The organism is Microbacterium sp. Kw_RZR3 (assembly GCF_029222405.1).
Taxonomy (GTDB): domain Bacteria; phylum Actinomycetota; class Actinomycetes; order Actinomycetales; family Microbacteriaceae; genus Microbacterium.
Map to the genome: position 1 here is coordinate 13,030 of NZ_JARHXC010000335.1, position 18,448 is coordinate 31,477.

An 18,448-nucleotide genomic window follows, 5' to 3' on the forward strand; every position below is an offset into this window, starting at 1 on the left:
GGAGCCATGGCTTCGATCCTCACGACCGCGCACGACCTGCGCGACGCCCTCGCCGCCGGGACCTTTCCTGACGGCGGGCGCGTACGCGTCCTCGACGTCCGCTGGCGACTCGACCGCCCCGACGGGCGCCCGGAGTACCGCGCGGGACACATCCCCGGCGCGCAGTACGTCGACCTCGACCACGACCTCGCCGCTCACGGCGCGCCGACCGAGGGCCGGCATCCGCTCCCTCCGGTCGAGGCGCTGCAGGCTGCCGCGCGACGCTGGGGCATCGACGCGGGCGACACGGTCGTGGTCTACGACGACCTCAAGAACATGTCGAGCGCGCGGGCGTGGTGGCTGTTGCGGTACGCGGGGGTGGCTGACGTTCGGCTACTCGACGGCGCGCTGTCAGCCTGGACCGACGCGGGCCTCGAGGTGGAGGAGGGGGATGCCGAGACCCCGACGCCCGGGACGGTCGAGCTGACGTACGGGGCTCTGCCGACGCTCGAGCTCGACGAGGTGGGCGTGTTCGCCGAGTCCGAGCTGCTGCTCGATGCCCGCGCCGGCGAGCGCTACCGCGGCGAGGTCGAGCCGATCGACCCTCGTGCGGGTCACATTCCCGGCGCGATCAGCGCCCCGACGACAGAGAACGTCGGCGGCGACGGGCGCTTCCTCGAGCCGGATGCGCTGCGTTCGCGGTTCCGGATGCTGGGGGCCGAGGACGGCTTGACGGTCGGCGTCTACTGCGGCTCCGGGGTGACGGCGGCGCATCAGGCCGTGGCGCTGACGCTCGCGGGCTTCGAGCCGCGCGTGTTCCCGGGGTCGTGGAGTCAGTGGTCGAACCACGAGGAGCTGCCCGTGGCGACCGGGTCGGAGCCGCGGTAGCGGTCGCCCCCTCGATCCAGGTGGCTGAGCCTGTCGAAGCCACCGATCCCTCGGTGCCCCGGTCCCTTCGACAAGCTCAGGGACCTCCGCCGCGAGCCAGGGACCTCCGCCGGAGCCGCGGTAGCGACTACCCCGGCCGCAACGCAGGTGGCTGAGCCTGTCGAAGCCACCGGAACCTACGACCAGAGGTCGCTCAGCGGGATCTCGCGCCCGAGCACGTTCTCGGCCGCACGGTGACCCGAGAGCATCGCACCGGGAACGGTCGCCGGGTCATCGCCCCACGTCGCCTCGCCCGCGAGGTGCAGCACCCCGCCCACCGGGACGGCGAGCTGATCATGGTCGGGACCGACCGAGCCGGGGAGCATGTACGCGTACGAACCGCGGGCGAACGGGTCGTCCTGCCACCGCGTCACGACCACGCTCTCGGGTGCGGGTACGTCGTTCCCGTAGAGCCGCCGCAGCTGCGCGATCGTCGAGGCGACGATCTCCTCGTCCGACCACTCGCGGGTCGCGACGGCCGCCGGACCGGCGGCGAACGTCAGCAGGGCGGGCTCGTCGTGGATCCGGCCGAGGTCGTACCAGGAGTGCCACCACTCCCCCTCGGCACCGAGTTGACGGATGCCGTAGACCTCGGCATCCCAGAATCTCTCGGGGAAGCGCAGCACGACCTTCTCGAAGGCGTTCATCCGCAACAGGGCCAGGGCGCGGCGATGCGTCTCGGGCAGCGCCGGCTCGATGACGAGATCGCCGGACTGCAGGACGCCCACCGGGACGGTGACGATGACGTTCGCGGCCGAGAAGGCGCCGCGATCGGTCTCGACGGTGACCCCTTCGGGCGACCAGCGCACCGCCGACACCACGTGCGACAGCCGGACGTCGACCCCCTCGGCGAAGTTCCGCGCGAGCTCGTCGTATCCGCGCGGGAAGATGACCTCGTCGCCGTTCACGGTGTCGTCGTCGAGGCCGTGCGCCCCGAGCCCGGTCATCGCGACGCCGTACTGCTCCTGCGAGCGACGGTCGTTGTACTCGCGCACGCGCCCCGCGCGCGCGGCATCCCACTCCTGCGCGGCGAGGGCGCGGTCCACGACGTCCGCGTAGGTGGCATCCGGAGCGGAGTCGGCGATGACGTCGACGAGGGCCGCGTTCAGCGCACGGATGTCGGCGGCGTACCCCTCGATCTCCTCGGCGGAGAGACGCGACCCGTCCTCGCCGAAGTACGTCAGCGGCCGTCCGGCAGGCTGATATCCACCGACCGTGAACTCGACCATCGGCATCCCGAAGGCCCGCGCCGCCTCGGCCACCGGGCTGTCGTCGATGCCGTGGATCCACGACGCTCCGCGGTCGGTGACGTGTCCGCCGGAACGATCGGTGTGGGTCCGGCCGCCGATCCGGTCGCGCGCTTCGAGCACGATGACGCGGCGTCCGGCACGCGTGAGCAAGCGCGCCGCGGCGAGACCCGACACACCTGCCCCCACGACGATCGTGTCGACGGTCTCCACGGATGCCTCCCCAGCGTCGGACACGCCCCCGGCCGGGGCCGCGTCGCCTTTCCGGAGAACGTACTGTGTCCCGCCCGCCGGCGGCAGTCACCACGACGTACGGTGCCGCGTGCCTGTTTCGACGGCGCGTATAGGCGGGTGCCCGGCTCAGCCGACCGGCGCCTCCTCGTCGAGCGGCCGCGGGGTGACACCCTTCCGGCCGTAGCGCCACCAGAAGTACAGGTAGCAGAGGCCGACGAACGGGATGCCGAAGTACAGGGCCGGAGCCTGCTCGGGGTCGAAGGCGATCGCGACGATCGAGGCCGTCAGCAGGACGAACGCGAGGATCGGCACCAGCGGATAGAACGGTGTGCGGTAGACGAGTGTCGCGACATCTCCCCCGCCGCGGACGAACGCACGCCGATGGAAGTACTGCGCCGCGACGATCGACATCCACACCGCCACCGCGGCGAAGCCGGCGATCGACACGAGCACGAGGTAGACGGTCTCGGCGGCGATGACGCTCGAGATGAGCGAGACGAGACCGATCGCCAGGCTCACCAAGAGGGCGATCATCGGGATGCCACGGCGGGTGAGCCGCGCGAACGCGCGTGGCGCATAGCCCTCTTCGGCGAGAGAGAACAGCATCCGCGCACACGAGTACAGGCCGCTGTTCCCCACCGAGAGCAGGGCCGTGATGACGACGAAGTTCATGATGTCGGCCGCGTACGGCACGCCGACGTACTCGAAGACGTCGACGAAGGGGCTGGAGCTGAGCCCCGCCTGCTCGTAGGGAAGGAGCGCGGCGATCACCGTGATCGAGCAGACGAACAGCACGAGCAGCCGCAGCACGGTCGACCGCAGCGCGCGCGGGATGTTGCGGCCGGGATCCTTCGTCTCGCCCGCGGCGACGCCCACGAGCTCCGCGCCGCTGAACGCGTAGAAGACGGCGAGAGACGTGATGAGCACGCCGCCCAGTCCCGCCGGCAGCAGACCGTCGGGCGTCTCGAAGTTGCTCAGCAGCACCGCCTCGTGCGGGCTGGTCGACAGCGGGGTAAATCCGAAGATCGCCATGGTCCCCAGCACGATGAGCGCGAGGATCGCGATGACCTTGATGGCCGCGAACCAGAACTCCGTCTCCCCGAACACGCGCGCCGAGATCGCGTTGAGGGTGAACAGGATGCCGGCGAACACCAGACACCACACCCACACGTCGACGTTCGGGAACCACCGCTGCATGAGAATTCCGGATGCCGTGAATTCCGATCCGAGGGCAACCACCCAGCAGAGCCAGTACAGCCAGGCCGTGACGAAACCGGTCGCCGGTCCCATCGTGCGGGCCGCGTAGATGTGGATGGATCCCGAGACCGGGTAGACGACGGCGAGTTCGCCGAGGCACACCATGACGAGCCACACCACGAAGGCTCCGAGCAGGTAGGCGAGCACGGCCCCGAGGGGCCCCGCCTGGTGGATCGTGTAGCCGGAGCTGAGGAAGAGCCCCGACCCGATCACGCCGCCGAGGGCGATCATCACCAGGTGGCGGGCGCTCATGGCGCGGCGCAGTTGCCGTTGCGGGGCGTGCTGTGCCGTGGACGGATCCGAGGGGCGGTTCATGGATGTGCTCGCATTCGTGCTCGGAGCGGATGCCGCCGATACTCGCGGACGCCGCGAGCCAGAGTAATCGATCGGACGTTCGTCGCCTCTCCCGGGCGTCCCGACGCGCGGACGAGCGACGCGGGAAGTCGTCGTTCGCGACCCCTGGCTACGCTGTGACGATGACCCCCGCCGATCCAGGAGCCGCCGTCGCCGACGACGAGGCGACATCGACCGTCATCCGGGCCTTCGACGTCGTCGCGAGCCTCGCGCTCCTCACGCGCGAGGGCCAGGGGGCCTCCGCGACGGACGTCGCCCGGGCGCTGGGACGGGAACGATCGCACGTCTCGCGCACCCTTGCCGCTCTCGCGGACCAGGACGTCGTCGCTCGCGACGCCGGGCGCCGCTACCGGCTGTCGTGGGCGTGGTACACCGCCGCCGAGGACCTCGTCGACCGGCGTCTGCGTCTCGAAGGGCTCAGCGTGCTCGACGAGCTCGCCGCGACCACGGGAGAAGCCGTCTTCCTCGGCGTTCTGCGCGGAGATACGACCGTCACGATCGTCGAGAGCGTGCCGGCGGTGTCGCGCATGATCGGCACCTGGGTGGGCCGTGCCTACCCCGCGTTCTGCAGCGACGCGGGTCAGGCGGTGCTGTGGGACGCCCCCGACGACGAGGTTCGGGCCGTCTTCGCCGCCACCGCCTTCGAGAGCGAGGGCCCTCGGGCGCCGCGCTCCGTCGACGATTTCCTGACCCGGCTGCACGCCGCCCGCGAACGCGGATACACGATCGTCGACGAGGAAGCCGAGGCCGGCCTCTACTCGGTGGCCGCTCCGGTGTGGGACTTCCGCGGCGAGGTCGTCGCTGCGGTCCAGGTCGTCGGAGAGCGGGCGGTCCTGCAGCCGCGCACGGCGGGGCTCGCCGATGCCTGTCTCACCGCGGCCGCCACGTTGTCGACTCGCTTGGGGCACGGCATCCACTGACGCTCAGGCCTGGGCGAGAGCGCTCAGCCGCTCCGCGCTGTCGGCGAGCAGTGCCGCGATCCGACCGTCACGACCGGTTCCTGCGGCCGGACCGCTGAGCGAAACCGCCGCGACGATACCGTGTCTGCCCCGTACGGGGAGGGCATACTCGTCGACTCCCGCCACGTATTCTTCGTGCGCGACCACAAGTCCGCGCGCCCGGTCTCGTCGCTGCAGGGCATCGACGGCGGCGACCGTGCGAGCCGCACCGGGACCACCGACGCCGACGAACTGCGCCTCGCCGAGCAAGGCGTCGAGGTCGGCGAGCGAGTGATCCCAGAGCAGCGCCCTTCCGGCGCCCGTGCACCAGATCGGGGTGACCGCCGCGGGACGGAGGGTGCCTTCGCCGGCGGCATCCGCCCCCTCGACACGGAGCAGCAGCGCCCGCGGCCCATCAGCGGCGACGACCCGCGCCGTCATGCCGAGCTGTGCCGCCATGCCCCGGAGGTGCGCGCGGGCGGCGCGCAGCCACGGTTCGTGCCGTGCCCCCGCGGCGACGAAGTACGCCCGCCCCGCGCGAAGCGTCGAGGAATCGTCCCGTTCGACGAAATCGAGGCGGCGCAGGTCCTGCGTGACGCGGGAGGCGCGACTGCGTTCGACGCCCGCGGCCTCGGCCAGGCGCGACAGCGCCCAGCCGGGCCGACCCGATCGCTCCCGCTCGACCGCGGTGTGCAGCAGGGCGAGTCCCTGCGTCAGCGAGGCGGGCGGGTTCATCAGCGTCCTTCGTGTGCGGGAGCCGCCGGCGCCTCCTCGTCGACGACGGCGGCGGGCGCGGCTCCTCGACGACCGTACCGCCACCAGAAGAAGAGGTAGCACGCGACGACGAACGGGATGCCGAAGTACAGCGCCGCGACCTGGTTCGGATCGAAGGCGATCGCGACGATCGAGACGCCGAGCAGCACGAACGCGAGGATCGGCACGAAGGGGTAGAACGGCGTGCGGTAGGCGAGCGTCTTCACGTCCCCACCCCCGCGGACGAAGGCCCGCCGGTGGAAGAACTGTGCTGCGACGATCGACATCCACACCGCGACGACGGCGAAACCGGCGATCGAGACGAGCACGAGGTAGACGGTCTCGGCGGCGATCACGCTCGACACCAGGGAGACGAGCCCCACGGCCATGCTGACGCTGAGGGCGACGATCGGGATGCCACGGGAGGTGAGCTTCGTGAACGCGCGGGGTGCGTGCCCCTCTTCGGCGAGCGAGAACAGCATCCGCGCGCACGAGAAGAGGCCACTGTTACCCGCCGAGAGCAGCGCGGTGATGATGACGAAGTTCATGATGTCGCCGGCGAAGGGCACCCCGACGTACTCGAAGACGTCGACGAAGGGGCTCGAGGTCAGGCCCGCTTGCTCGTAGGGCAGGATCGCGGCGATGACGGTGATCGAGCCGACGAAGAGCACGAGCAAGCGCAGCACGGTGGAACGCAGGGCCTTCGGGATGTTGCGGGCGGGGTCCTTCGTCTCACCTGCGGCGACACCGATGAGCTCCGAGCCGCTGAACGCGTAGAAGACGGCGAGAGAGGTCATCAGGACGCCGGCGATACCGGTGGGGAAGAGCCCGTCCGGCGTCGAGAAGTTGCTGAACAGGACAGCCCCGGGGTGCTCGGACGACAGCGGGGTGAAGCCGAAGATCGCGGCACCGCCGAGCACGATGAGCGCGACGATCGCGACCACCTTGATGAGCGAGAACCAGAACTCCGTCTCCCCGAACACGCGCGCCGAGATCGCATTGAGGGTGAACAGGATGCCGGCGAAGATCAGGCACCACACCCACACCTCGACGCCGGGGAACCACCTCTGCATCAGGATCCCGGCCGCGGTGAACTCGGAGCCCAGGGCGACGACCCAGCAGAGCCAGTAGAGCCATGCCGTGGTGAAGCCGGTCGCGGGGCTGATCGCGCGGGCCGCGTAGATGTGGAAGGCACCCGACACGGGATAGGCCACGGCGAGCTCTCCGAGGCACGACATCACGAGGTACACGACGAAGGCGCCGACGAGGTAGGCGACGATCGCCCCCAGGGGCCCGGCCTGATTGATCGTGTACCCCGAGCTGAGGAAGAGCCCCGACCCGATGACGCCGCCCAGGGCGATCATCACGAGGTGGCGCGCGTCCATGGAGCGCTGCAGGCGGCGCAGCGGCACCTGTGTCGCGACGGTCTGCGGCAGGGCGTTCGGAAGGGACGTGGAGTCGGTGGAGCGTGGCATGGCGTCTCGCATTCGGAAGAAGGGGAACGGATCGCGTTTCGTGTGGCATGAACACTGCCCTGTGTTCATTTCGCACATGTTTCCTCGGACAGTAGCGGTCCCCGCCCCTGCGCTCAAGAGTGCGGAGAGTCGGGAAACCGGTCGGACAATCCGTCACCCGCACCGACATATCGGCATCCGCCGCCGCCGAAATGCCAGGCGCAGAGCGACACGACGGCGACGGACGATATCCGCAGACCCCGTCCTGCACCCTTCCGAGGAGACCCATGAACCGTCACGATCTCGCCCTCATCGGCTTCGGCGGCGTGAACCGCGCCCTGGCCGAACTCATCCGCGACCGCGGCGACGAGCTCGCGACCGAGCTCGGCTTCGCACTCCGTGTCGTCGCGATCACCGATCTGCGTCTCGGATCTCTCATGCAGGAGGACGGCATCGATCTGGACGCCGTCTTCGCTCTGGCACCGGGCGCGACGTTCGCCGGCTGGCCGGGTGGGGATGCCGAGCCCCGCAACGTCGAGGTCATCCGGAACACGACCGCCGACATCGTCGTCGAGGCGACATTCACCAACCCGATCGACGGCGAGCCCGGCGTCTCGCACGTGCGCCTCGCCCTGGAGGCGGGAAAGAGCGTCACCACGACCAACAAGGGACCGGTCGCTCTCGCCGGTCCGCAGTTGAACGCGATCGCCGCCGCGAACGGCGTCCACTTCGCCTACGAGGGCTCCGTCGTCAGCGGTACGCCCGTGCTGCGTTTCGCCGCCTCCACCCTGCAGGGGCTGCGCGTCGACGCGGTGCGCGGCATCCTGAACGGCACGAGCAACTATGTTCTCGGCCAGATGGAGGCGGGCATGGACCTCGCCGCGGCCGTCGCGGAGGCGCAGACCCTCGGTTACGCGGAAGCCGACCCGACCGCCGACATCGAAGGCTCCGACGTACGTCTGAAGGTCGTGATCCTCGCCAACGAGGTCCTCGGCGCCGACATCACCCCCGCCGACGTGACCTGCACCGGCATCACGGGAATCACTCCCGCCGACATCGTGGATGCCGCCGCCCGCGGGCTGCGCTACAAGCTCATCGGCGCGGCCGAACGCCTGGCCGACGGCTCGGTGCGCGCGAGCGTGGAACCCGTCGCCCTCCCCCTCACCCACCCGCTGGCCGGCATCAGCGGCCCCACCAACGCGGTGTCGTTCGAGACCGATCTGCTGGGCACCGTGACCGTGAGCGGCCCCGGGGCGGGACGCGTCGAAACGGCATACGCCCTGCTCTCGGACATCATCGAGATCGACGCCCGCGTGGCGCAGACCGCGGCGGCACGGCGATGACGCTCATGACTCCCGCCGACGCTCTCGAGGTGCGCAATCCGCTCGACGACTCGGTGATCGGGAGCGTCCCGACCATCGGCGTGAACGACGTGCCCGTCGTGCTCGATCGCGCTCGCGTCGGCGCCGAGCTGTCGCGAGACCTCTCCCGCTTCGCCCGGCACGCGGTCCTGCACCGGGCGGCGCAGCTGCTCGAGGACCGTGCCGACGAGGCGGCGGCGCTCATCGTGCGCGAGGCGGGCAAGACGATCCGGCAGGCCCGCAAAGAGGTGCGACGGGCCGTGACGACGCTGTCGCTCTCGGCCGAGACGGCGCGCGCGGCGACGGGCGAGGTCATCCCGTTCGACGCCTTCGAGGGGTCCGAGAACCGGAGGGGCTGGTTCACCCGCGAACCGCTCGGCATCGTCGTGGCGATCACGCCGTACAACGACGCGCTGAACCTCGTCGCGCACAAGCTCGGACCGGCTCTGGCCGGCGGCAATTCCGTGATCCTCAAGCCGTCGCCGCACACCCCGCTCACGGCGGAGTTCCTCGTCGGCATCCTGATCGACGCGGGTCTGCCCGACGAGATCGTGACGGTCGTACACGGCGATCGCGACGTGGCCGCGGCGCTGGTCTCGGCGCGCGAGGTGCGGCTCGTCTCGTTCACCGGCGGCTTCGCCACGGGCGAGGCGATCTCGCGCGGCGCGGGGCTGAAACGGCTCGCGATGGAGCTCGGCGGCAACGCCCCCGTCCTCGTGTTCGACGACGCCGACCTCGCTCACGCGGTCGACGCGTGCGTCTCGGGGGCGTTCTGGGCCGCGGGGCAGAACTGCGTCGGCGCGCAGCGCATCCTCGTGCACCGCGGCATCTACGCCGCGTTCCGCGAGCGTTTCGTGGCCGCGGCGGCGGCCCTGCGGGCGGGCGATCCGACCGACGAGGCGACCGACGTCGGGCCGATGATCACCGTGGATGCCGCGAAGCGCGCCGAGCGGGTCGTCGACGACGCCGTGCGAGCCGGTGCCCGCGTGCTCGCCGGTCATCGCCGCTACGGCTCGGTCTACGCCCCGACGGTCGTGGAGGGAGTCGCCCTCTCGTGCGAGCTGTGGGCCGACGAAGCGTTCGCCCCCGTCGTCGTCCTCGCGCCGTTCGACACCGAGGACGAGGCCGTCACCCAGGCGAACGACATCGACTACGCCCTGCACGCCGGGCTGTTCACGCGCGACCTCGGCCGCGCGCTGCGCGTGGCGGAGCGCCTGGAGGCCGGGGGCGTCATGATCAACGACTCCTCCGACTACCGCGTCGACAGCATGCCGTTCGGCGGGGCCAAATACGGGAGCATGGGCCGCGAAGGAGTGCGCTTCGCCTACGAGGAGATGACCCAGCCCAAGGTCGTGTGCATCAACGCATGACCCTCGGATGCCACGCCCTCCGGTCACGAGCACGAGGGCGTGGCATCCGCTCGGCGTCAGGCGCGGTCGATGACCCGCGTCAGCGAGACCGACGTGACGGTGTCGGAGACCCCGGGAAGCGCCGCGATGCTCTCCCAGATCTGGCCGATGCGGTCCATCGACTCCGCGCGCAGGGTCACGAGCAGGTCGAACTGCCCCGAGAGGATGTCGCATTGGACCACCTCGGGGATGCGCGCGAGCTCGGTGATGACGCCCGCGCCGCGCATACGATCCGCGCGGTACACCAGCACGATGGCGGTGACGCGCCCGTCGTCGGCGCGACCGCGGGCGAGGGTGTAGCCGGCGATGAGACCGTCGCGCTCCATGCGCTCCATGCGCTGCTTCACGGCGTTGCGCGACAGGTGAACGCGAGCCGCCAGCGTCACGAGCGGGATCCGGGCGTCGGTCCGCAACTCGTTCAGGATGCGCTCGTCGACGGCGTCGATGCGGGGACCGGCCATGAGTGCTCCTCGTGCAAATTAGACACTCGCGCGTGTCTATATTGCACGCTAGGGTAGCTCAGATCGATCGCCCCGTCACCCGGCGACAGGAAGGCCACAGCGATGACGTCACGACCCGACCGCACCGACGCCGCGACCCTCTCCGAGGCGAGCCTCGCCGTCCACGCCGGCATCGAACTGGACAGCACGCGGGCACTGCGCACACCGCTCGTCATGTCGAACTCTTTCGCCTTGCCCGACGATCCCAGCGAGATCAGCTGGTCGGCGACTGCCCCCGGCCTCTACACGCGCAACACCGGCGTCAACCAGCAGGCCCTCGAGCGCAAGCTCGCCGCCCTCGAGGGCGGCGAGGACGCGGTGGCCCTGGCATCCGGAGTCGCCGCCCTGCACGCAGTGTTCTTCACGCACGTCAGCGCGGGCGACCACGTCGTCGTCAGCGACGTCGTCTACGAAGCGACCTGGCGCCTCTGGACCGAGCTGCTCCCCCGCCGGTACGGCATCCAGGCGACCTTCGTGGATGTGACGGATCCGGATGCCGTACGCGCGGCGATGCGGCCAGAGACGCGCCTCGTGTGCGTCGAAGCCATCGCCAACCCCACCACCAAGGTCGCCGACATCGCGATGCTCGCCGAGATCGCGCACGCCGGCGGGGCGATCCTCATGGTCGACTCGACGTTCACACCCCCGCCGTTCTACCGGCCGCTGTCCGACGGTGCCGATCTCGTCGTGCACTCGCTGACGAAGTACATCAACGGCCACGGCGACGCGATGGGCGGCGCGGTGATCGGTCGCACCGAGCTGATCGAGCCGATCAAGGCCGACGCCATGGTCGACGTCGGCGGTGTCATCTCACCTTTCAACGCCTGGATGATCCAGCGCGGTTCAGTCACACTTCCGCTGCGGCTGCGCCAGCACTTCGCGTCGGCACAGCGGGTCGCCGAGTTCCTCGAGGCCGATCCGCGCGTGGCGTTCGTCGCCTATCCGGGGCTGGCGTCCCACCCCGGGCACGCGCTCGCTCGGCGGCAGTTCGGCGGAGAGGCGTACGGCGGCATGATGGCGTTCGCCCTCGACGGCGACCCCGATGTGCAGAATCGCTTCGTGGCGAACCTGCGCCTGATCACGTCGGGTTTCTCACTCGGCCACGACGACAGCCTCATCGTGCACACCGCCGCCGACGGTCCCCGCACCGCGACCTACCCGGCAGAGTTCCGCCGGTACGGTCACCTTCGCCTCTCGGTGGGCCTCGAAGACGCCGACGACCTGCTCGCCGACCTCGCGGCGGCTCTGGATGCGACGCCTCTTCGGCGTCAGGACTGATCCAGCCACTCCGCGAAGGGCTGGCGCCCCTGCCGCGACGCGTCCGGTATCCCCCTGAGTCGACCCGAGCTCATCGCTTTCCCCATCGCCCCCGGGAGCGGAACCTCGATCACCGGCCGACGGCTTCCCCGTCGAGCCAGAAGCGCTCGGACCATGTCGACGAGGATCTCGTCTCGCGGCCCGACCAGGTCTGGCGCATCGCCCGCGGGGCCGGCCTCGGCGAGATCCACCAGGGCCTCGGCCACCTCGGCGGCCGCGACCGGCCGGACGCGCGCCCGGGGCACGACGATGAGCGGCCCCACCGATCCGCGCTCGATGGTCTGCGCCGCGAACTCGTGGAACTGTGCGGCGCGCAGCAGAGTCCACGGCAGCACACCCGCACGGACAGCGCGTTCCTGCTCCTCCTTCGCCCCGTAGTACGAAGACGTGACCCCGTCGATACCGACGATGGACAGCGCCACCAGGTGCGAGACCCCCGCTGCCGCGCCGGCCTCCTGGAGCGTTCGCGACACCGCGAGGAAGTAATCGGTCGCCCGTTTCCGTGACAGCGTCTGGATGCCACTGACGTCGATGATCGTGTCCACTCCGGCGAGCGCGTCCTCGGACAGCCCTTTCGTGAGGTCGTGCCCGGTCGACCGGGTGAGCGAGACGACCTCGTGGCCCCGGGCCCCGGCGAGTCGACGAACGTGGGACCCGACGACGCCCGTCGCACCGCACACGGCGACCTTCATGGCTTCCTCCCCCGGCGGTCACGCCCCTCGTGCACGCCTTCGCTCAGCGTGGCATGGCGGGGCTGACGGGCGTCGGTCGATCCTTCGAGGGTGGATGAACGGGACCGCGCCGTGACGCGAATTGATGAGCCACCTATGAATCACGAAAAGATAACGCCAACCTCTTCCCCTCCGTTATCTCACCGTTATAGAGTGCTCGCACGGTAGTTGTTTTGCTGTGGCGACTACCGGCATGTGATTGCAGGACACTCTGGTGCAGAGAATGGGCCGGTCGAGTTTCTCGGCCGGCCCTTCTTCTGTTTCTCGCCCGTTTCCCGCCACCGCCAAGACGATGCAACGCGGGAGGATGAGGGAGTGAACGACGCAGATCTCACCGAACCCGACGGACGCCTCGTGCTCGTGCGCCACGGCGAGACCGAGTGGAGCCGCACCGGCCGCCACACCGGGCTCACCGACATCCCCCTCACCGAGACGGGCGCCTACAAGGCCGAGCTCGCGGGGACGCTCCTCGCGACGCGCCGCTTCGACCTTGTGCTCACGAGCCCCCTCCAGCGCGCGATGGAGACCGCAACCCGCGCCGGCTACCCCGACGCGCGGCCGGAGCCGCGGCTGGTCGAGTGGGACTACGGCGCCTACGAGGGGCTGACGACACCCGAGATCATCGAGCAACTGGGCCACCCCTGGACTATCTGGCAGGCGGGCGCTCCCGCCGGTGCCACTCCGGGCGAGAGCATCGAGCAGGTCACCGCACGTGCGGCGTCCCTTCTCGACGATCTCCGCCCGCGCCTCGAGAACGGCGAACAGATCCTCGTGTTCTCGCACGCGCACTTCCTTCGCGCCCTCGCGGGGGTCTGGCTGGGCCTGACGGCCGCTGGCGGGCGGTACTTCGTGCTCGGCACCTCAGCCGTGAGCGAGCTGGGCTTCGAGCACGGTAACGCTGTCATCACGCAGTGGAACCACGTGCGCGGGCGCTGACGACGAGTGATCACAAAAAGATAACGCCACCCTCTTCCCTTCCGTTATCTCACCGTTATAGAGTGCTCGCACGGTAGTTGTTTTGCTGTGGCAGCTACCGACATGTGATTGCAGGACACTCTTGGTGCAGGGATAAGGGCCGGTCGGAAGCCTCTCCGGCCGGCCCTCACTCTGTCCAGGATCGGGCGGCCTCCGCATCGAGTGAGTCCGCCTTCGCGAACTCTCCCACTTTGCGGTAGGCGATCGCGAGATTCTCGACGCTGAGTAGCGTCAGCGGGTGGGCATCTCCGAGCAGATGACGCCGCTGCTCGAGGGATTGTTCCCAGAGTTCGACGGCTCGCCTCAGACGTCCAGCTGCGAACATCGCGAAGCCGAGGTTGCTGCGGCTCGTGATGGTGTGCGGATGATCGGGCCCGAGGAGGCGCTCCGCCTCCGACAGATTCACCTCATACATGTCAATTGCGGCGGCCAGGTCACCTGCTGTCTCGAGGTAGCTTGCAAGGTTGTTCCTACTCGCCAAGGTCTGTGGGTCATCCGGTCCGAGCGCGTCCTCGCGGGCGCGAAGAACTTCGCGAGCGATGTCGATCGCGAGATCGACCTTCCCCTGTTGCTCGTAGGCTCCCGCAAGATTGTTCAACGCTGTCAGGGTTCCGGGGTGCGTCCGCCCGGCGTTGGCTTCGCGGGCCGCGACGACCTCCTCGAGGAGAGCGACACCGCGGTCCGCTTCACCGTCGTCCAGGAGCGCCGCAGCGAAGTTGATCTTGAGCGTCGACACGGACGGATGGGCGTCATCGAGAACGCGCGGCGCGTGCTCGAGAGCATCGGCGTAGAGCCGCACGGCAACATCTACTCGACCGGCGATGTGGTGCGCGTGCGCAAGATTGGCCTCACTCACGATGAAGTTCACGTGATCACGGCCGAGCAGCCGTTCGCTGACTTCGAGCGAACGCGCGTACAGCTTCACCGCGTCGTCGCCGCGCCCGGCGTTCAGGAACGCGGATGCCAGGGAATCGCGGGCGGGCATCACAGATGGGTCATCCTCGCCGACGGCCAGCACGAGAGACGCCAATGCCGACTGTGCGCGATCGAAGTGCCAGCCCGCCGCGAGCCACTGAATCACAACACTCTGGGGAATGCCGCTTCCTCCATCGACTGATCGCAACGTCATGGCACGTCGAGCCCACGTCTCATCAGCTCGCGCAGGCACGTCCCCCACCTCATCCAACGCGAGGAGGTGAACACGAATCCGCTCGCCGTGGATCGCATCGAGCCGATCAGACGCGCTTTCGACAGCTTCTTCCAAAACAACCCTGAGGGGCGTAGGAAGCCCCATGACCGCCTCACCCCGCCCTGCAGAAGCCTCCAGTAATGCGTCGTCGACCGCTCCTAGCTGCGCCAGCGCGGACGCACGCGTGGCGGGAAGCCCGCTCAGTCGGCGGATCGCTGAGCCCACACCGTCACCGACGAACTCCTTCTCGAGGATCAGTGCGTACTCGCCCGCCCCTTTCGTTTCAGCAGGATCGAACCACCCTTTGAGGAAATCGACGACAAGCCGAATGGGTTCGCCACGCGATTCCTTCAGTTGAAAGGACAATCGCGCGAGAGGCTCTGCGAGCTCGTAATACGAGCGCCGACGATCGGCCCCCTCGAGGAACACCGATTGCGACGTCTCCACCCACTGCATCGAAGACAGCTCACTGAGAGTCTTTGCGACGCTTCGGCGGTCGATGCCCAACCGCGCGGCGAGATCTGTCACGTGCAACGGACGATCTGCTGTCACGAGTTCGGCGATCACCAACCTCTGATGAGGAGACAGGCGCGCCAGCTGCTCCTGGTAATACGGAGTCAGATCGTCGAACCGGCTGATCAGCAGTTCAGCCAGCTCATCCAACTTGTCGATGGTCAGCGCCGATGCGAGCGCAGCCCAAAGCCGTGGTTGACCTCCGGCCAGGTGCGAGACCACCTGCAATCGAGCGCGCCCGAGAGGGGTCTCGAGTCGCCGCACCAGCTCGCTGTCTCCGTTCTCGCGAGCCACGGCGATCAACATTTCCTGAGCTTCATCCACGGTGAAGGAACGCAGGGCGATGGGCGTGAAGAAACCGAAAAAGGGGCTGGCGGTGTCGGTGAGGTTGCGGTCCAGTCGCGTCGTCGTGGCCACAATCACGAGGGCACCCGTCGTCTGAAGAAGATGTCGAAGTTGTCGTTGACCGGTTTCGCCGATCTGGACGAGGATCTGATCGAGGTTCTCCAGGAGCACGACGACGGGACCCTGCCCAGCCGCAGCCTCGAGCAGCTGCTCCTCGAGGATGCCCGCATCGGTCGAGGAAGCCGGAGTGATGTTCGGGGACAGTCGACTCAGAATTTGAGCCAACAGGTGCCTATACGATGCGACCGTCCACGGATCCTCAGGCAGCCAAGCGAGTTGCAGCCGATGCCCGGCCGCGATGAGGTCGACCGCTCCGTAGTTGACGAGCGACAACAGATGGGTCTTACCCGAACCACGAGGTCCGACGACGAGTGTGTGGTGCCGCTCGTCCGTCGTGACGGAGCTGAGAACACGATCCACAATGCTCCGCAAAAGCGGCTGACGCGCGACGAAGATCGCTTCCAAAGTTTCTCGAGGCATCAGCGACGGGGTGAACCGGGCGATAGCCATCAGAGCACCGTTTCAAGGTGTCGACGGTGCGCCCAGATGCGTTTGATCACCGTGTACCGCCACTCGAACCTGCGGGAAGTCATCCGAAGGTAATGGTCTCGTGTCAGCAGATCGAGAATCTGGCCGATATCCTCCGCCGTCGCCGCGTTGGAGAACTGCGTAGCAATTTCCGAAGCGGTCACCGCTCCGCCCTGTGCAATGGCGTCGAGAATCGCGCGCGCAAGTGCCGCGTTAGCCCCGTAGTTTTCGTCGAGCCGCTCCACGAAGTGATCGACCGCGTGGCTCCCGTCGTGATCGTTGAGCAGATCCACGAAAGCGGAACGGACCTGCGCGGGGGTCGGCGCGCGCCAACCGCGCTGCTCGATCAGGAGCCCGAGGTGGTGCATCAAGAACGGGATGGCTCCGCATTCTTCGGCGTGCGTGCGGACCGACTCGTCATCGATATCGCCGGGCGCGCAGCCGGCACCGAGGAGAAGCCTGTTCGCCAATTCCCAGCTCTCGGACTCGGCCAAGGGACCGAGAGGGAGATTTGTCAGGGAGTTTATGTCTCCCTGGGTTGCGCCGATCGCACGCAGGACATGATGGAATCCGATCGAACCGCACACCACCCACCGCACATGACGGGTCGTCTGCGTGAGCCTCCGCAGCGTCTGCAGCACCGAACGAGCAGCGTCCGCGCCTTCGCGGCGTTCGATGTTCCGAATCGCTATCGGCACCTCGTCGAGCAGTAGGAGGAAGCCTCGCCCGTCCGCCCGCTCACGGTCGAGTTGGCTGACGATGCGGTCGAGAAGCACCAACGGGTCCTGACCTTCGAAGGCCGCGCTGAGCTTCAGGGACCCAACCGTGGCCACCCCCACCTCGGCACCCTCGAAGGTGCGGAAGAACGCCAGCACCGTCTGCCGGAACTGTGCCGAAAGCGCCTGTTCACCGCTGAGCGCCTGGGCTGCCCGCTCAAGGAACGCCGTGGCTGTGTGCACGTCTTCGAAGTCGATCATCACCGAGACCCAATCGGACGCGGCTTCACGCGCCAGATATCGGAGGAACTGCGTCTTGCCCATGCGCCGCGGATCACTGACGAGAAGATCCACGCCCCGTTCGAGCATCTGCAGTGCATCCTCAGTCGGCTGAATTCTGCCGACGAACGATGAGAGACTCCGCGAGGAGCCGGGCTGCGGGCGGATCGGAATCACGACGCCTCCATGTGCGAGAAAATTCCCGCACATATAGGCGGGACATCTCCCGCATTTTACACATCTGCGCCCGGGAGCAAAGCATCCCTCTATCGTGGAGACATGACCGATCGCCGCCTCGCCGTCCAGGCCTGGGAGAGCCTTTTCCGGGCGCAGCACGAGGTCTTCGAAGAACTGCGATCGGACTTCGAGGGGACCGACCTGACGCAGGCCGAGTACGACGTGCTCCTCACGGTCACCCGCGCCCCCGAGATGACCGCGCGTCTGCGCGACGTCACGGGCAACATGCTGATCAGCCAGCCGAGCGTCTCGCGCCTCGTCGAGCGCATGGTCGCTCGCGGCCTCCTCACGAAGTGCGCCGACCCCGAAGACGGACGCGGCTCACTCGTCACCGCGACCGAAGCTGGCGCCGTGATGTTCCGAAAGATCGCCGCCGCCCACGGGCGTTCGATCGCCGACCGGATGGCCCGCCTCGACGACGACGAGCTCGCGCAGCTGCACGCGCTGACCGCGAAGCTCCGCGGCGAGCGCTGACCCGATCGGCCCCACCGCGCCTGGCGGCCTCACGACCACCCGGAGGGCGCAGCCGCGTCAGCACTCGATGACGTTGACCGCGAGGCCGCCTTCGCTCGTCTCCTTGTACTTGGTCGACATGTCGATGCCGGTCTGACGCATCGTCTCGACGACGGCGTCCAGCGACACGTAGTGCGAGCCGTCTCCGCGCAGCGCCAGACGTGCCGCGGTCACGGCGGTCGACGCGGCGATCGCGTTGCGCTCGATGCACGGGATCTGTACGAGCCCGCCCACCGGGTCACAGGTGAGCCCGAGGTGGTGCTCCATGGCGATCTCGGCGGCGTTCTCGATCTGGCGGTTCGTTCCGCCCATCACGGCCGTCAGACCACCGGCGGCCATCGCGCAGGCGGATCCGACCTCGGCCTGGCATCCGCCCTCGGCGCCCGAGATCGACGCGTTGGCCTTGAACAGCGAGCCGAGCGCCGTCGCGGTCAGCAGGAATCGACGGATGCCACGGCGTCGATTCGCCTCGGCCACGTCGCCGTCGTCCCACCCGGCGACCTCGCCGCGCGTCACGGCGTGACCGTCGTAACCGAGCAGCGCGCTCCCGACCAACTCGCCGTACGGGGTGACAGCGTTGCCGGCGCCGAGCCCGGAGTCGGCGAGGAACCGCCACCAGTACATCGCCACGG

Annotated in this window: 16 protein-coding genes; 7 read left to right on the forward strand and 9 right to left on the reverse strand. The window is 68.7% G+C overall.

Going from position 1 to position 18,448, the window contains the following annotated elements; translation table 11 throughout:
• The first annotated feature begins 6 nt into the window (after window positions 1-6).
• On the forward strand, window positions 7-867 hold the full coding sequence (locus P2P98_RS18805) for a sulfurtransferase (protein WP_275801799.1): 861 nt from the start codon (window positions 7-9) through the stop codon (window positions 865-867).
• A gap of 176 nt (window positions 868-1,043) precedes the next feature.
• On the opposite strand, the gene P2P98_RS18810 is transcribed toward P2P98_RS18805, so the two are convergent.
• Window positions 1,044-2,366 carry an NAD(P)/FAD-dependent oxidoreductase gene (locus P2P98_RS18810; RefSeq protein ID WP_275801800.1) on the reverse strand — a complete coding sequence of 441 codons (1,323 nt, stop codon included), beginning with the start codon at window positions 2,364-2,366 and terminating at the stop codon, window positions 1,044-1,046.
• Window positions 2,367-2,513: 147 nt separating this feature from the next.
• A complete protein-coding gene (locus P2P98_RS18815) occupies window positions 2,514-3,959 on the reverse strand; it encodes an amino acid permease (protein WP_275801802.1) in 1,446 nt (481 codons plus the stop codon).
• 161 nt (window positions 3,960-4,120) lie between these two features.
• On the opposite strand from P2P98_RS18815, the gene P2P98_RS18820 reads away from it, so the two are divergent.
• Entirely contained in the window at window positions 4,121-4,918 is a 798-nt protein-coding gene (locus P2P98_RS18820; RefSeq protein WP_275801803.1) for an IclR family transcriptional regulator, read from the forward strand.
• Between the two features lie 3 nt (window positions 4,919-4,921).
• On the opposite strand, the gene P2P98_RS18825 is transcribed toward P2P98_RS18820, so the two are convergent.
• Window positions 4,922-5,671, reverse strand: a complete 750-nt coding sequence (locus tag P2P98_RS18825; protein WP_275801804.1) for an IclR family transcriptional regulator C-terminal domain-containing protein — start codon at window positions 5,669-5,671, stop codon at window positions 4,922-4,924.
• Window positions 5,671-7,074 carry an amino acid permease gene (locus P2P98_RS18830; protein WP_275801817.1) on the reverse strand — a complete coding sequence of 468 codons (1,404 nt, stop codon included), beginning with the start codon at window positions 7,072-7,074 and terminating at the stop codon, window positions 5,671-5,673. Before P2P98_RS18830 ends, P2P98_RS18825 begins: the two co-directional genes overlap by 1 nt.
• A 356-nt stretch (window positions 7,075-7,430) precedes the next feature.
• On the opposite strand from P2P98_RS18830, the gene P2P98_RS18835 reads away from it, so the two are divergent.
• A complete protein-coding gene (locus P2P98_RS18835) occupies window positions 7,431-8,486 on the forward strand; it encodes a homoserine dehydrogenase (RefSeq protein ID WP_058596351.1) in 1,056 nt (351 codons plus the stop codon).
• A complete protein-coding gene (locus tag P2P98_RS18840; RefSeq protein WP_275801805.1) occupies window positions 8,483-9,874 on the forward strand; it encodes an aldehyde dehydrogenase family protein in 1,392 nt (463 codons plus the stop codon). The genes P2P98_RS18835 and P2P98_RS18840 overlap by 4 nt, the downstream gene beginning before the upstream one ends.
• Window positions 9,875-9,930: 56 nt before the next feature.
• Here P2P98_RS18840 and P2P98_RS18845 read toward each other — a convergent pair whose 3' ends face one another.
• Window positions 9,931-10,374 (reverse strand): Lrp/AsnC family transcriptional regulator, encoded by a 444-nt coding sequence (locus tag P2P98_RS18845; protein ID WP_275801806.1) that lies wholly within the window; start codon window positions 10,372-10,374, stop codon window positions 9,931-9,933.
• A 102-nt stretch (window positions 10,375-10,476) separates the two neighbouring features.
• Here P2P98_RS18845 and P2P98_RS18850 point away from each other — a divergent pair, with 102 nt between their 5' ends.
• On the forward strand, window positions 10,477-11,691 hold the full coding sequence (locus P2P98_RS18850) for an aminotransferase class I/II-fold pyridoxal phosphate-dependent enzyme (RefSeq protein WP_275801807.1): 1,215 nt from the start codon (window positions 10,477-10,479) through the stop codon (window positions 11,689-11,691).
• Here P2P98_RS18850 and P2P98_RS18855 read toward each other — a convergent pair.
• On the reverse strand, window positions 11,682-12,422 hold the full coding sequence (locus tag P2P98_RS18855; protein ID WP_275801808.1) for an NAD(P)H-binding protein: 741 nt from the start codon (window positions 12,420-12,422) through the stop codon (window positions 11,682-11,684). The genes P2P98_RS18850 and P2P98_RS18855 overlap by 10 nt on opposite strands.
• Window positions 12,423-12,776: 354 nt before the next feature.
• Between P2P98_RS18855 and P2P98_RS18860 the strand changes: the two genes are divergently transcribed.
• Entirely contained in the window at window positions 12,777-13,397 is a 621-nt protein-coding gene (locus P2P98_RS18860; RefSeq protein WP_275801809.1) for a histidine phosphatase family protein, read from the forward strand.
• 166 nt (window positions 13,398-13,563) lie between these two features.
• Here the strand turns inward: P2P98_RS18860 and P2P98_RS18865 are convergent, their stop codons facing one another.
• Together P2P98_RS18865 and P2P98_RS18870 are read right to left on the reverse strand one after the other, a co-directional pair.
• Window positions 13,564-16,053 (reverse strand): tetratricopeptide repeat protein, encoded by a 2,490-nt coding sequence (locus P2P98_RS18865; RefSeq protein ID WP_275801810.1) that lies wholly within the window; start codon window positions 16,051-16,053, stop codon window positions 13,564-13,566.
• Window positions 16,053-17,243 (reverse strand): hypothetical protein, encoded by a 1,191-nt coding sequence (locus P2P98_RS18870; RefSeq protein ID WP_275801812.1) that lies wholly within the window; start codon window positions 17,241-17,243, stop codon window positions 16,053-16,055. Before P2P98_RS18870 ends, P2P98_RS18865 begins: the two co-directional genes overlap by 1 nt.
• Before the next feature lie 102 nt (window positions 17,244-17,345).
• Between P2P98_RS18870 and P2P98_RS18875 the strand changes: the two genes are divergently transcribed.
• A complete protein-coding gene (locus tag P2P98_RS18875) occupies window positions 17,346-17,777 on the forward strand; it encodes a MarR family transcriptional regulator (RefSeq protein ID WP_058627566.1) in 432 nt (143 codons plus the stop codon).
• Between the two features lie 57 nt (window positions 17,778-17,834).
• On the opposite strand, the gene P2P98_RS18880 is transcribed toward P2P98_RS18875, so the two are convergent.
• Window positions 17,835-18,448 (reverse strand): L-serine ammonia-lyase, iron-sulfur-dependent, subunit alpha (locus tag P2P98_RS18880; RefSeq protein ID WP_275801814.1); only part of this gene is annotated, 614 nt, incomplete at its 5' end.

What these genes read in the sequence shown, in the direction of transcription:
- P2P98_RS18805 (WP_275801799.1), top strand. Translation starts at nt 7, where the DNA reads ATGGCTTCGATCCTCACGACCGCGCACGACCTGCGCGACGCCCTCGCC.
- P2P98_RS18815 (WP_275801802.1), bottom strand. Translation starts at nt 3,959, where the DNA reads ATGAACCGCCCCTCGGATCCGTCCACGGCACAGCACGCCCCGCAACGG.
- P2P98_RS18820 (WP_275801803.1), top strand. Translation starts at nt 4,121, where the DNA reads ATGACCCCCGCCGATCCAGGAGCCGCCGTCGCCGACGACGAGGCGACA.
- P2P98_RS18825 (WP_275801804.1), bottom strand. Translation starts at nt 5,671, where the DNA reads ATGAACCCGCCCGCCTCGCTGACGCAGGGACTCGCCCTGCTGCACACC.
- P2P98_RS18830 (WP_275801817.1), bottom strand. Translation starts at nt 7,074, where the DNA reads ATGGACGCGCGCCACCTCGTGATGATCGCCCTGGGCGGCGTCATCGGG.
- P2P98_RS18835 (WP_058596351.1), top strand. Translation starts at nt 7,431, where the DNA reads ATGAACCGTCACGATCTCGCCCTCATCGGCTTCGGCGGCGTGAACCGC.
- P2P98_RS18840 (WP_275801805.1), top strand. Translation starts at nt 8,483, where the DNA reads ATGACGCTCATGACTCCCGCCGACGCTCTCGAGGTGCGCAATCCGCTC.
- P2P98_RS18845 (WP_275801806.1), bottom strand. Translation starts at nt 10,374, where the DNA reads ATGGCCGGTCCCCGCATCGACGCCGTCGACGAGCGCATCCTGAACGAG.
- P2P98_RS18850 (WP_275801807.1), top strand. Translation starts at nt 10,477, where the DNA reads ATGACGTCACGACCCGACCGCACCGACGCCGCGACCCTCTCCGAGGCG.
- P2P98_RS18855 (WP_275801808.1), bottom strand. Translation starts at nt 12,422, where the DNA reads ATGAAGGTCGCCGTGTGCGGTGCGACGGGCGTCGTCGGGTCCCACGTT.
- P2P98_RS18865 (WP_275801810.1), bottom strand. Translation starts at nt 16,053, where the DNA reads ATGGCTATCGCCCGGTTCACCCCGTCGCTGATGCCTCGAGAAACTTTG.
- P2P98_RS18875 (WP_058627566.1), top strand. Translation starts at nt 17,346, where the DNA reads ATGACCGATCGCCGCCTCGCCGTCCAGGCCTGGGAGAGCCTTTTCCGG.